The organism is Roseomonas sp. E05 (assembly GCF_030063475.1).
Taxonomy (GTDB): Bacteria; Pseudomonadota; Alphaproteobacteria; order Acetobacterales; family Acetobacteraceae; genus Pseudoroseomonas.
Map to the genome: position 1 here is coordinate 136547 of NZ_JASIRT010000007.1, position 12485 is coordinate 149031.

Annotated in this window: 11 protein-coding genes; 4 read left to right on the plus strand and 7 right to left on the minus strand. The window is 71.8% G+C overall.

Annotated features, from left to right (window positions below; translation table 11 throughout):
• Window positions 1–15 precede the first annotated feature (15 nt).
• The 6 genes from cydB to QMO56_RS10045 all read right to left on the minus strand — a co-directional run bounded on the left by cydB (window position 16) and on the right by QMO56_RS10045 (window position 7926).
• On the minus strand, window positions 16–1170 hold the full coding sequence (cydB, locus tag QMO56_RS10020) for a cytochrome d ubiquinol oxidase subunit II (protein WP_283525372.1): 1155 nt from the start codon (window positions 1168–1170) through the stop codon (window positions 16–18).
• A 5-nt stretch (window positions 1171–1175) separates the two neighbouring features.
• Window positions 1176–2771, minus strand: a complete 1596-nt coding sequence (locus QMO56_RS10025; protein ID WP_283525374.1) for a cytochrome ubiquinol oxidase subunit I — start codon at window positions 2769–2771, stop codon at window positions 1176–1178.
• Window positions 2772–2858: 87 nt separating this feature from the next.
• A complete protein-coding gene (cydC, locus tag QMO56_RS10030; RefSeq protein ID WP_283525375.1) occupies window positions 2859–4547 on the minus strand; it encodes a thiol reductant ABC exporter subunit CydC in 1689 nt (562 codons plus the stop codon).
• Window positions 4544–6193 carry a thiol reductant ABC exporter subunit CydD gene (gene cydD, locus QMO56_RS10035; RefSeq protein ID WP_283525377.1) on the minus strand — a complete coding sequence of 550 codons (1650 nt, stop codon included), beginning with the start codon at window positions 6191–6193 and terminating at the stop codon, window positions 4544–4546. The genes cydC and cydD overlap by 4 nt, the downstream gene beginning before the upstream one ends.
• Window positions 6190–6534: a helix-turn-helix transcriptional regulator gene (locus QMO56_RS10040; protein WP_283525379.1), complete on the minus strand. Its 345-nt coding sequence runs from the start codon at window positions 6532–6534 to the stop codon at window positions 6190–6192. Before QMO56_RS10040 ends, cydD begins: the two co-directional genes overlap by 4 nt.
• A 117-nt stretch (window positions 6535–6651) precedes the next feature.
• On the minus strand, window positions 6652–7926 hold the full coding sequence (locus tag QMO56_RS10045; protein WP_283525380.1) for a cation:proton antiporter: 1275 nt from the start codon (window positions 7924–7926) through the stop codon (window positions 6652–6654).
• A gap of 574 nt (window positions 7927–8500) precedes the next feature.
• Between QMO56_RS10045 and QMO56_RS10050 the strand changes: the two genes are divergently transcribed.
• The 4 genes from QMO56_RS10050 to QMO56_RS10065 all read left to right on the plus strand — a co-directional run bounded on the left by QMO56_RS10050 (window position 8501) and on the right by QMO56_RS10065 (window position 11883).
• The gene (locus QMO56_RS10050; RefSeq protein ID WP_283525382.1) at window positions 8501–9256 is read left to right on the plus strand and encodes a hypothetical protein; all 756 of its coding nucleotides are present in this window, start codon (window positions 8501–8503) and stop codon (window positions 9254–9256) included.
• A complete protein-coding gene (locus tag QMO56_RS10055) occupies window positions 9256–9648 on the plus strand; it encodes a phage holin family protein (protein WP_283525383.1) in 393 nt (130 codons plus the stop codon). Before QMO56_RS10050 ends, QMO56_RS10055 begins: the two co-directional genes overlap by 1 nt.
• Window positions 9645–10871: a DUF3618 domain-containing protein gene (locus tag QMO56_RS10060; RefSeq protein ID WP_283525385.1), complete on the plus strand. Its 1227-nt coding sequence runs from the start codon at window positions 9645–9647 to the stop codon at window positions 10869–10871. The genes QMO56_RS10055 and QMO56_RS10060 overlap by 4 nt, the downstream gene beginning before the upstream one ends.
• A 142-nt stretch (window positions 10872–11013) precedes the next feature.
• Entirely contained in the window at window positions 11014–11883 is an 870-nt protein-coding gene (locus QMO56_RS10065; protein WP_283525387.1) for an MBL fold metallo-hydrolase, read from the plus strand.
• 71 nt (window positions 11884–11954) lie between these two features.
• Here the strand turns inward: QMO56_RS10065 and QMO56_RS10070 are convergent, their stop codons facing one another.
• Window positions 11955–12458 (minus strand): ferritin-like domain-containing protein, encoded by a 504-nt coding sequence (locus QMO56_RS10070; RefSeq protein ID WP_283525389.1) that lies wholly within the window; start codon window positions 12456–12458, stop codon window positions 11955–11957.
• Between the last annotated feature and the right edge of the window lie 27 nt (window positions 12459–12485).

Sequence of the window (12485 nt, forward strand, 5' to 3'; positions counted from 1 at the left end):
GTTCCCTGTTTGCGTTCAGTAGGAGTGGCCGGCCTCGTCCTGCACCATCGCCTCGCCCACCTTGCCCCAGAGGACACGGTAGACCCAGGCGGTGTAGGCCAGGATGATCGGCAGGAAGATCACCGTCGAGACCAGCATGATGAACAGCGTCTGGTGCGAGGAGGAGCTGTCCCACACCGTCACGCTGGAGCGCGGATCGAGCGAGGAAGGCAGGATGAAGGGGAACATCGAGACGCCGACCGTTGCGATCACCCCGAAGACCGAGAGGCCGGAGGCGAGCAGCGTCAGCCCTTCCCGCCCCGCGCGCAGGCCGAGGAAGGCCAGCAGCGCACCGAGGAAGCCGAGCGCCGGCGCGACGAGCAGCCAGGGCCGCGCGGCATAGTTGGCGAACCAGGCCATGCCGTCGCGCGCCACCGCCTTCATCAGCGGGTTAGAGGGGCCGTCCGTCACCACCGCGCTGGCAATGCGGTAGCCGTCCACGAAGAGCCACAGGGCCAGCCCGCCCAGGGCAAAGAGCACGATGGTTGCCAGCGCGGCCAGCGAGCCGTAGCTGCGCGCCCGCCGCGCCACCATGCCTTCCGCCTTGAAGGAGAGCCAGGCGCTGCCGTGCATCACCAGCATCGCAACCGAGAGCAGGCCGCAGAGCAGCGCGAAGGGGTTCAGCAACCCGAAGAACGAGCCCTCGTAGAAGACGCGCAGGTCGTCATCCAGCCGGAAGGGCACGCCCTGCAGCACGTTGCCCACCGCCACGCCGAAGATCAGCGCGGGGACGAAGCCACCGGTGAACAGCGCCCAGTCCCAGCCCTGCCGCCAGCGGGCGCCGGGCCGCTTGCTGCGGTACTTGAAGCCCACGGGTCGCAGAATCAGCGCCGCTAGCACCACGAACATGGCGAGATAGAAGCCGGAGAAGGAGATCGCATAAAGCGGCGGCCAGGCGGCGAAGATGGCGCCGCCGCCCAGGATGAACCACACCTGGTTGCCTTCCCAGACCGGGCCGATGGTGTTGATGGCGATGCGCCGCTCGACATCGGTACGGCCGACGAAAGGCAGCAGTGCGCCGACGCCCATGTCGAAGCCGTCTGTCACGGCAAAGCCGATCAGCAGCACGCCGAGCACCACCCACCAGATGAGCCGCAGCGTCGTATAGTCCAGAAGTTCGTGCAGGATCATCGAAGTCACTCCGCGGGAACGGCGCCGGGCAGCGGCGCGGCGGGGGCAGCAGGCCGGGGCGGCAGGGTTGTGTGACCGAACTGCGGCCCCTTGCGGATCGCCTGCAGCATCAGGCCCATCTCGATGATGAAGAGGACACTGTAGAAGAGGACGAAGCCCGCCAGCGTGATCAGCAGGTCCGAGATGCCGAGGCTCGAGGCAGCGATGGCGGTCGGCAGCACGCCCTCGATGATCCAGGGCTGGCGGCCGAACTCGGCCACCACCCAGCCCAGCTCCGCGGCGATCCAGGGCGTCGGGATGGCGAAGACCGCCACCCAGAGCAGCCAGCGGCGCCGCTCGAGCTGATGCCGCGAGGCCAGGTAGAAGAAGGTGCCGAGCAGCAGGATGAAGAAGATGCCGAGTCCCACCATCAGGCGGAAGGACCAGAACAGCGGCGCCACCTGTGGCACGGTGTCCCAGGCCGCCTGCGCGATCTGCTCCGGCGTCGCCTGGCGCGGGTCATCCACGTAGCGCTTCAGAAGGTAGGCATAGCCGAGGTTGCGGCCATTCGCCTCGAAGGCCTCGCGCACCGCCGGACCGGCGGCCTCCACGCCGCGCGCGGCGCGGATCGCCTGGAGCGCGTCATAGGCCTGGATGCCGCTGCGGATCCGCCCCTCGGCGCTTTTCACCAGGTCGCGGATGCCCGGCACCTCGGTGTTCAGTGAGCGCGTGGCGATCAGGCCGAGCGCCGCGGGGATCTGCAGCACATGCTGGGTCTCGCGCGTCTCCTGGTTGGGAAAGCCGATGGCGGTGAAGCTGGCCGGGGCAGGCTCTGTCTCCCACATGCCCTCGATGGCCGCGAGCTTCATCTTCTGGTGCTCGGTGGCGAGATAGCCGCTCTCGTCTCCCAGCACGACCACGGAGAGCGAGGAGAGCAGGCCGAAGGAGGCCGCCACCGCCATGGAGCGCCGCGCCAGCGGGATGTGCCGGCCCTTCAGCATGTACCAGGCGGAGACACCCAGCACGAAGATCGCGGCGGTCACATAGCCGGCCGAGACGGTGTGGACGAACTTCGCCTGCGCCACCGGATTGACGATGACCTCGAAGAAGTCGTCGATCTCCATGCGCATGGTGGCGGGGTTGAAGCTGGCGCCCACCGGGTTCTGCATCCAGCCATTGGCGATCAGGATCCAGAGCGCGGAGAAGTTCGATCCCGCCGCCACCGCCCAGGCAGTGGCCAGGTGGCCGAGCTTCGACATGCGGTCCCAGCCGAAGAAGAAAAGCCCGACAAAGGTGGCCTCCAGAAAGAAGGCCATCAGTCCTTCGATCGCCAGCGGGGCGCCGAAGATGTCGCCGACATAGTGGCTGTAGTAGCTCCAGTTCATGCCGAACTGGAACTCCATGGTGATGCCGGTGGCCACGCCGAGCACGAAGTTGATGCCGAACAGCGTGCCCCAGAACTTGGTCATGTCCCGCCAGATCGCGCGGCCCGTCATCACGTACACCGTCTCCATGATGGCGACGATGACGGAGAGGCCGAGCGTCAGGGGAACGAAGAGGAAGTGGTACAGCGCCGTCATGGCGAATTGCAGCCGTGACAGCGAGACGACGTCGAATTCCATGCCGATTCTCGCCGGCCTGAAGCCGGCTCCCCAGCCGATGCCCGGACCGCGCAGGATGGCGGCGGCCCGTCGCAGCCAGCGCTGAGGTCAGTCCGGGCGGAGGGCGGCGAGCGCCGCCTCGAAGCCGGCCTCGCCGCGCCGCCACTCGGCCACCAGCCGCCCCTCCTTCAAACGAAGCAGGCGGTCGGCGATCTCGGCCTCACGCCGCAGATGCGTGACTGCGAATATAGCGGTCTCGCGAGGCTGCTCCTTGATCCAGGTCAAGATCGCGCTCGCATTGGCGGCGTCGAGCCCTTCGGTGGGTTCGTCGAGCAGCCAGAGCGGCGCGTCGCGCAGCAGCATGCGGGCCAGGGCGAGGCGCCGGCGCTGCCCGCCGGAGAGGCCGGCGCCACCCTCGCCCAGCGGCGTATCGAGCCCTTGCGGGAGGGCACGAACCACCTCCGCGAGTTGCGCGCCGTCCAGCGCCTGCCAGAGCCGCGCGTCGTCGGCCTGGGGGTTGGCCAGCAGCAGATTGCCCCGCAGGCTGTCCTGGAACAGCTCCGTCCGCTGGCCGAGCACCGCGCGGCGCAGCGCCGCCACCTCCCCGGTTTCGGGCGCCGCCTCACCCTGCAGCAGCGCCAGCAGCGTGGACTTGCCGGCGCCGCTCGGGCCGATCAGCGCCACGCGCTCCCCCCGCGCGACGTCCAGGGAGAGCCCCGCGAAGAGGAGACGCTCGGTGCCGGAATGGCGGAAGCGGACCTCCCGCAGCGAAAGCGCCATGCCTTCAGGCGGCACAGCGATGGCGGGCGGCGCCGCCTCGGCCCGTAGCGCCGGCGCCAGCCGCCGCGCCGCGAGCGCCGTGCGACCCAGTTCCAGCGCGCCGCGGCGCAGGGCGGCGAAGGGTTCCAGCGCCGCCAGCGCCACCAGCAGCACCAGGGCCGCCTGGGGAACGGAAATCGTCCCGGCCTCGGCCAGCGCGGCAGCCGCTAGCAGCGCGGCCGTCAGGATCAGCGTCCCGGCCAGGGAGAAGGCGAAGCCGGTGGTGCTTTCCATCCGGTTCAGCGCGTCCTCCGCCCTGGCGAGGCGCTGCTCGGCGGCCATGGCGGCCTCCAGCTGCGCGCCGAGGCGCCCGGCCATCAGAAGGTCGGTCTGGCCGGCGACGAGGTCAATGGCGCGCGCCCGGAGCGCCTCCAGCGCGGCCGCCCGCCGGCGCGCCACCCGCTCGGCCAGCCGCGCCAGTGCGAACGGCAGGCCCAGGCCCAACATGACCAGAGCCAGCGCGAGCCCAAGGCCGAGCCGGCCATCCAGCAGGCCAAGGCCATAGCCGGCGGCGAGCGCCGTCACCAGCGCCGCGGCGCCCGGCACCAGGACGCGCAGGTAAAGGTTGTCCAGCGCGTCCACCTCGGCCGTGAGGCGGAACAACAGCCGTGCCGGACGCGCCAGCAGGCTGCGCGCCGCGCCCGGGGCGGCATAGCCGCGGAACAGTCGCTCGCGCAGCGCGGCGAGCAGGGCCAGGGTGGCGTCATGTGTCGCCAGCCGTTCGCCATAGCGCGCAGCAGTGCGGACCAGCGCCAGGAAGCGGATGCCGGCAGAGGGACGGAAGACGTCGAAGGAAAGCGCCGTGGTTGCGCTGGCGCCGGCCAGCGCCGTCCCGGTGATGAACCAGCCGGAGAGGCCGAGCAGCGACACGCCGGCCAGCACTGTCAGGGTGGCGAGCAGCGCGCCGAGGAACAGCCGCCCCCGCCGCCCGGCCAGGAAGAGGCGCACCACGCCCAGGAGCGGCCGCCACCGCCTCATGCCGGCAGCCTGACGATGCGGTTCATCCGGGCGGCGAGCACAGGGTCATGCGTCGCCACCACCAGAGTGCGCCCCTCGGCGGCGGCCAGCAGGGCATTGGTGGCCTCGGCGGCGGTGGCGCGGTCCAGATGTGCGGTCGGCTCGTCGGCGAGGATGACGCCCACCGCCGGGTCGGCGATGGCGCGTGCGAGCGCCAGGCGCAGGGTCTCGCCGCCGGAGAGGCCCAGGCCGCCCTCCCCCACCCGGCGCGCCGGGTCATGCCCGGGCAGCAGGCGCGCGAGCGGCACCGCCGCATCCAGCCCGGCACGGCCGAGGCGCACATTGTCGCGCAGCGTGGCGGCGAAGACATGCGGCTGCTGGCCGATCCAGGCGATCCGCCGGCGCAGCGTGGCGGCGCTCCCGGCGGTCAGCGCCGCGCCGCCGAGGGTGACCGTGCCGCTCTCCGGCAGCGCCAGCCCGGCGAGCAGCGCCAGCAGGGTGGACTTGCCGCAGCCACTGGGCCCGAACAGCGCCACCCGCTCGCCCCCGGCGATCTGCAGGGAGAAGCCGTCGAAGACCGGCCGAGCCGCCGGGTCATGGCGGAAGACCAGGGCGGCGACGCCGAGCGCCGGCGGCCGGCCGGCGGGCGTGGCGGCGGCCGACGCGCTCGCGCCCGGCAGAGCGAGGGCGGGCGGTGCGGCGAGCCGGGCCAGAGCCGCCAATGCGGCCTCACCCGCCGCGCGGTCGTGCCAGGCGGCGGCGAGGTCGCGCAGCGGGTCGAAGAAGGCGGGGGCGAGCAGCAGCACGAACAATGCCGGCCCGAGGCCGAGCCAGCCGCTCCAGGTGCCGAAGGGCAGCATGCCCAGCAGGTGGAAGCCGATATAGACGGCCACCATCGCCACACCGAGCGCCGAGAACAGTTCCAGCACGGCGGAGGAGAGGAAGGCGATGCGCAGCACCGCCATGGTGCGGGCGCGCAGCGTCTCGGCCGCTGCGCGCAGACGGCGCGCGGTGATGTCCACCGCCTCGAAGGCGCGGATGGTGGGCAGGCCACGAAGGCGGTCGAGCAGCAGCGCGTTCATGCCGCCGACCTCCAGCATCTGCGCCTCGCTCGCCTCCTTCGCCCGCAGCCCGACCAGCGCCATGAAGAGCGGGATCAACGGGGCGCAGAACAGCAGGATCACGGCCGCCATCCAGGACTGCGTGGCCACCGCCAGCAGCAACACCAGCGGCACCAGCACGGCGCGCAGCCGGGCGGGGCGGTAGCGCAGCAGATAGGGCAGCACCGCCTCCGCCTGCTCCGCGACCGCCGCCGCCGCGAGGCCGGAGGCCGGGCGGGCGGCGTCCAGCGGCGAGCGGGCCGCCAGGGCGGCCAGAGCATCCTGCCGCAGCCCGGCCAGGGCCGCGCGGGCGGCACGGAAGGCCATCCTGCCGCCGAGAGCGTCCAGTGCGGCGCGCGCCAGCCCGGCCAGCGCGAGCAACGCGGCCAGGGGCAGCACGGCGGCCAGCCCCCCTCCCGCGGCCAGCCGCGCCACGGCCAGCGCCAGCAGCGCCGCCTGCGGCACCCAAAGCAGCGCCGCGGCGGACTGCAGCAGGCCGGCCTGGCGCAGCGCGGACCCGGCCGCCGCGAGGGCGGGATGGTCCGGCGGGCGGGGCGAGCGGCTCAAGGCGCCGGCAGGCAGAAGACGTCGTGCAGGGTCGCGATGATCCTGGCCACGCGGGGGTCGGCGATGCGGTAGTGGATCGTCGTGCCGGTGCGCCGCGTGGCGACCAGCCCATCCTCCCGCAGCTTCGCCAGGTGCTGCGACAGAGCCGGCTGGGACAGGCCGACGCGCTCGACGAGACAGCCGACCGACGCCTCGCCCTCCATGATCAGGAGGCAGAGGACCAGCAGGCGGCGCTCATTGGCCAGCAGGCGCAGCATGGCGGCGGCTTCGCTGGCCCGCACCTCCATCGTGGCGAGAGGCGAGGCCGCCACAGGCGGGATTTCTTCGCTGATCGGCTCCATCGCTCTACTTCCGGTGCTGCCTGCCGGGATTCCATGGGACGGCCGGCACCACCATGCGCCGGCTGCCACGCTTATATAATGGGAGCCTGAAGTACCGAAGTACAGGCAGGGCGGACACTACTCGCCGGGCTGCGGCCGCTCCGACCGGAAGGCGTGACGCCGCCACTGGCCAAACGACCGGGTGAACAGCGTGCCCGTGACCCCATGGGCGAGGATGGAGGCGCCCACAGCCAGGCTGATCACCGGCCAGACCGTCTCCAGCCCGGTCCGGTCCTGGATCTCCATCGCGTAGAACAGGGCGGCTGCGCCGATCGGGCCGAACCACCCGCCGAACAGCGCCTCGGGGCGGGCGCGCGTCCAGGGCATGAAGCGCTGGAGCAGCAGCCAGACCGGCAGCCGCCGCAGCAGGAGAATGCCGGCGGCGAAGGCGAGGCCGCGCCAGCCCAGACCGGCCCAGCCCTGCCATGGAATCACGGCGCCGAACAGGATCATCACCGGCAGGTCGAAGAACCGCCCGAAGGCCTCGTTGAAGCGTTCCTGACGTTCCGCCACCTCCTCCGAGGGGATGCCGTTGTTCAGCACCGCGCCGGCGGCGAAGGCTGCCAGGATGCCATCCCCGCCCAGCAGGCGCACGCCGCCCAGCGTCGCCAGCGAAAGCGCCAGCGCAACCGTCACCAGCGAGGCGCGGTCCGCATCGGGCCGCGCCTCGGCCCAGCGCAGGCCCTTGCGCACCAGCCAGCCCAGGGCAACACCGACGGTCGCCGCACAGCCGATCTCCCAGAGCAGGACATGGACGACCCATTCCAGCCCGGCATCGGCCGGCCCATGCCCGAGCAGCAGGATGGGGAGCATCACCAGCGGCAAGGCGAGCCCGTCATTCATCCCGCTCTCGGCGTTCAGCGCCGCGGTCAGCTGTTCCGGTACGGCCCAGCGCGCCAGCCGCCCCGTCAGGATCGGCGCCGAGAGCACGGGGTCGGTCGGGGCGGTGGCGGCACCGATCATGAAGCAGGTGCCCACCGGCAGGCCCAGCGTCAGCGCGGTGATGGCGCTGCCGGCGAGCCACATGCCGAGCATGCCCGGCCCCAGGATGACGAGCAGCCCGCGCCAATGCGCCCCGAGCCAGCCTTGCGGCAGGCGGATCGCGGCGGCGGTGACAGCGATGGCGAGAGCGATGCGAGCGGCCTCGCGCAGGATCGCGGCGGATTGTGGATCGGTGCCGGGGTCGAGGTGGACCAGGCCGAAGCCGACCGGCCCCACCACCACGCCGACCAGCGCGCAAGCAAGCGGCTCCGAGACGCTCAGCCGGGTGTTGAGCAGCCCGGAGGCGGTGCCGAGCGCGGCCAGCAGACCGAAGGCGCAGAAGACCAGCAGCCAGGGTTCCACGATCATCATGCTGCTCCTGTCGGGTGAGCGGCGCGCCGCTCCTGCGCCTGGACGGCAGAGGTCCCCGCCGGTGCGTGGGCGCAATCCCGGCCGCCGGATGGGCACTCCCCTGTGGGCAAGACTGACCGTGGCCCCGGCGCGCCGCCGGCATGCACCTTGGGAAGGGTCGGGGAAATAGACGCCGCACGGCAGCATGGGTTTCCACCACAAGGCAGGCGCAGGACCCTCGCCGTGTCACCGCTTCACGGACAGCTACGCCACCTGCGGCTTTCCTGGCTTCGTCCGCTCCCCGCCATCCGCCCATGGATCAGCTTTGCCCGGGCCGTGAGCCCAGCCGTATGGGCGGCAGCGGCGATCGGAGCGGAACCGCCCAACATGCCCTGCCATGCCGCCCGGGCGGAACGACCGGGCCACGCCTCAGCCATTTTGGCAGAAACCTGTCATCTCCAGCGGAACCGATGCGCTTGCCCGGTGTTCTCGAAGCATCCAGAGCGGCAGGCCATGGCCAAGCCATGCGCCGGACCGACAGGGTGAGGTGCGCAAGGTCGTGCCTGCTCAGCAAGGACAAGACAGGAGGCGAGCGATGAGCGATCAGCCTACTCTGCCCGGAGAGCGCCGCGAGCCGCCGCGCGATACGAAGGCGGATCTCAAGGGAGCGGCATCGGAGGCGCAGGCGCGGACGGGCGAAACGGCCCGCAACCTTCGCAACGAGGCAGGCGAGACCCTGCAGGCGGTGCGCGCCGAAGGCGAGGACCTGGCGACCGTCGCCCGCGACAAGGTCGAACAGGTCGCGGAGGAGCAGAAGGAGGCCGGCGCGGAACAGGGCCATCATCTGGCCGAGGCCGTCCGCCGCGTGGCCGACGACCTGGAGGATGCTTCGCCCGAGATTGCGCGCCATGTCCGCAGCGCGGCGGAATCGGTGGACAGCCTGGCAACCGCGCTGCGCGAGCGCAGCGTCGGCGACCTGGTGGGCCAGGTGAACACCTTCGCACACCGTCAGCCGGTGGCCTTCTTCGGCGCGGCGATGGTGGCGGGCTTCGCCCTCACCCGCTTCGCCCGCAGCTCGGCGCGGGATGGCGGCACGGTGCACCACAGCGGGCGGCCCGCGAGCCTCGCCAGCCGGTCCGACAGCACGCCGCACGTGGCCGAGGAGACGCACCGGAATCCGACGATGGCGCCAGGCTGGGTGCCGGAGGGCACCGGCCGGAGCGGCGCGCCGGAGAGCGGCGAGTTGCGCCCGGCCACCATGCCCGCGGCAACGCTTGGCGGCGCCGCGGCGCACAAGCCCGGTGACGCCCGGCCCGGCAGCATGCCCGGGCCAGCAGGAGGGACGCTCTGATGACGCCCGAAGCCAATCGTTCGGTCCCCGACCTGCTCGGTGACCTGGTCAACCAGACCTCGAGCCTTATGCGCAAGGAGGTGCAGCTCGCGCGCGCGGAAGTGGGCGAGAAGGTCAGCCAGGTCGGCGCTTCGGCCGGCAGTATCGCCGTCGGTGGCGCGCTGCTGCTGGGCGCGCTGATCGTGCTGCTGGAGGCTGTGGTCGCCTTCCTCGTCTATCTCGGCCTCTCGGTATGGGTTTCCGGGCTGATCGTCGGCGTGGTCGTCGCGATCATCGGCTACCTCATGCTGCGTGCCGGGCTGAACCGCCTGAAGGCCGCGAACCTCACCCCGCAACGGACCGTGACGCAGCTCTCCCGCGACGCGACGGCAGCCAAGGAACAGGTGCGATGAGCGAGACCACGAACCCGAATGGCCAGTCCCCCGCCGAGATCGAGGAGGATGTCGAGCGCACCCGGGCCCGTGTCACCGACACCATCGAGGCGCTGCGGGAGCGCATGTCGCCCGGCCAGGTGATGGACCAGCTGATGGACTATGCGCGGGAGTCCGGAGGGCCGGAGCTCATGCGCAATCTCGGCGCCTCGGTGCGCGACAACCCGCTGCCGCTGTTGCTCGTCGGCGCCGGGCTGGGCTGGATGATGCTCTCCAGCGGCCGGCGGCCGGTGACCTATCCGGCCACTCGCGCGCCCGACCCGCACCAGGCGCTGCTGCCGCCGCCGCCGTCCGGCAGCAGTGCTCCCGGCCTCGGCACCCGCGCGGGCGAGGCCGCCCGCCACGCGGGTGAGCGCACACAGGGCATGATGGGCGGGATGCGTGACCACGCCAGCTCCGGTGCGGGCTCGGTGCGCGACACTGCCTCCAGCACCTATGCCGCGGGGGCCGGGATGGCCAGCCGGACCGCCGGTGCCGTGAGCGATGCGGCCTCCCGGACCGGCGCCACGGCTTCGGACCTCGCCAACCAGGCGTCCGAGGGGCTGAGCAGCGCCCGCCGCGCCGCCACCGCCAGCTATCACGACGCCTCGGACAGCATGGCGCGCGGCTATGGCGCGGCCTCCGCGCGGGCGGGCATGCTGGCGGACCGCACGCGGGGCAGCATGACCCACATCACGCAGGAGCAGCCGCTGCTCTTCGGTGCGCTCGGCCTCGCGCTGGGCGCGGCGCTCGGCGCCCTGCTGCCGCGCACGGAAACCGAGGACCGGCTGATGGGCGAGGCGAGCGATGCCGCCGCCGATCGCGCCACTGCGGCCGTCCAGCAGGGCTACACGCAGGCGAAGGAGACTGCAACGGAACACCTGGAGCGCGGCAAGGAGAAGCTCGAGGAGACCTACGCCCATTCGCAGGACGAGCTGCGCAAGGGCGATCTCTCCGCCCAGAAGGTGGCGGATGTGGTCAGCGGCGCCGCGGCGGAGGTGAAGAAGACCGCCACCGACACGGCGCACGGGATGAAGGAAGAAGCGAAGAACGGGGTCGGCACGAGCGGCTCCAAGGCGGGTGCGGAGAGCTCCGGCGGCGACAAGGCCGAGACGAAGCCCGCCGCGACCTCACCGCAGGCCGGTGCGGCGACGACGCCATCTTCCGGTTCGGTGTCGCCACGCCCGACCGCACCGCCGTTCTGAGCGCCCGGCCGCCGCGCTGCGGCGATCCTGGCCGATACACTGCTCCGGGAGGGGGGCTGGGGATTTCCCCGGCCCCCCTTTTCCTGCGCACCGGAACCGCAGCTCGCGGCACGAGTTGGTGGGGATGCAAGGAGAAGCCTCGATGACCCAGCAAATCCCCGTCGCCGACGCGGCCGCCACCGGAACGGATCAGGAGGACGGCACCCGCGCGGTGGCCGCCGACCTCGCCTACAAGCGGCTCGCCATCGTGAACATCGCCTTCTGGGGGCGGCCGGGGGAGCCGGGATGGGTGCTGGTGGATGCCGGCCTGCCCGGCAGCACCGGCATCATCCGTCGGGCGGCGGCGGAGCGTTTCGGCACCCATCCGCCCGCGGCCATCCTGCTGACCCATGGTCATTTCGACCACACCGGCGCCCTGGTGACGCTGGCGCAGGAGTGGCAGGCGCCGGTCTATGCGCATCCGCTGGAGCACCCCTACCTGGACGGACGCTCCTCCTATCCGCCACCTGACCCCTGGGTCGGCGGGGGAGTGATGGCGCTGATCTCACCGACCTTTCCGCGCGGCCCCGTGGATGTCGGCAGCGCCCTGCGTGCCCTGCCGGAGGATGGCAGTCTGCCCTTCATGCCGGGCTGGCGCTGGCTGCACACGCCCGGCCATGCGCCCGGCCATGTCTCATTGTGGCGCGAGGCCGACCGCCTGCTGATGGCCGGCGACGCGGTGATTACCACGGCGCAGGAAGCCGCCTACGGCGCGATCACGCAGGAGACCGAGCTGCACGGCCCCCCGAGGTACTACACGCCGGACTGGGAGGCCGCCCGGGACTCCGCCCGGCGGCTCGCCGCGCTGGAGCCGGAGATCCTGGTGACCGGGCACGGCCAGGCGCTGCAGGGCGCCGGGATGCGCGCGGCCCTGCACCGCTTGGCACGCGACTTCGACACGGTCGCGGTACCGAAGAAGGGCCGCTATGTCGGCCACGCCGCCCGTGCGGAGGATGGCTCGGCCTATCGCTGAGCCGGCCCTGAAACGCGTTGCGCCGCACGGCGGGACTGTGCGGCGCAGGATGGCGCGGAAGGGGCCGGGCCTCAGGCGGCTTTCGCGGCCGCCGGGTTGATCTGCTTGTTCGCCATGTCGTTCAGCAGCGTGTCGGTCTGCTTCTCCTCGTTCAGCGTCTCCTCGAGGAGTTGCACGACCTCCTTATGGCCGGAGGCCTTGGCCCAGGCGACCAGTGCGCCGTAGCGCGCCATCTCATAGTGCTCGATGGCCTGCGCGCCGGCGATCAGCCCCGCGTCACGCACCGGCGAGGGCTCCTTCGCCTCGTCGAGCAGTTCCTCACATTCCTCCACGAGGCCATTGAGCGCCTCGCAGGTGATGCCCTGCGCCCGCTTGCCGAGCGCCTCGAACACCTGCTGCAGGCGCTCGATCTGCGTCTGCGTCTGCTCGCGGTGATGCATGAAGGCGTCGCGCAGCTGCTCGTTCTGCGCGGCCTTGGCCATCTTCGGGAGTGCCTTCAGGATTTGCCGCTCGGCGTAGTACACGTCCTTCAGCGTGTGCAGGAACAGATCGTCGATGGACTTGATGCCGGCCATGAAAGAAATCCCCGTGCTGGTTTTGGG

Bases quoted from the DNA above. Each gene is read 5' to 3' on its own strand.
- cydB (WP_283525372.1), bottom strand. From the start codon at position 1,170: ATGATCCTGCACGAACTTCTGGACTATACGACGCTGCGGCTCATCTGG.
- QMO56_RS10025 (WP_283525374.1), bottom strand. From the start codon at position 2,771: ATGGAATTCGACGTCGTCTCGCTGTCACGGCTGCAATTCGCCATGACG.
- cydC (WP_283525375.1), bottom strand. From the start codon at position 4,547: ATGAGGCGGTGGCGGCCGCTCCTGGGCGTGGTGCGCCTCTTCCTGGCC.
- QMO56_RS10040 (WP_283525379.1), bottom strand. From the start codon at position 6,534: ATGGAGCCGATCAGCGAAGAAATCCCGCCTGTGGCGGCCTCGCCTCTC.
- QMO56_RS10045 (WP_283525380.1), bottom strand. From the start codon at position 7,926: ATGATGATCGTGGAACCCTGGCTGCTGGTCTTCTGCGCCTTCGGTCTG.
- QMO56_RS10050 (WP_283525382.1), top strand. From the start codon at position 8,501: ATGAGCGATCAGCCTACTCTGCCCGGAGAGCGCCGCGAGCCGCCGCGC.
- QMO56_RS10055 (WP_283525383.1), top strand. From the start codon at position 9,256: ATGACGCCCGAAGCCAATCGTTCGGTCCCCGACCTGCTCGGTGACCTG.
- QMO56_RS10060 (WP_283525385.1), top strand. From the start codon at position 9,645: ATGAGCGAGACCACGAACCCGAATGGCCAGTCCCCCGCCGAGATCGAG.
- QMO56_RS10065 (WP_283525387.1), top strand. From the start codon at position 11,014: ATGACCCAGCAAATCCCCGTCGCCGACGCGGCCGCCACCGGAACGGAT.
- QMO56_RS10070 (WP_283525389.1), bottom strand. From the start codon at position 12,458: ATGGCCGGCATCAAGTCCATCGACGATCTGTTCCTGCACACGCTGAAG.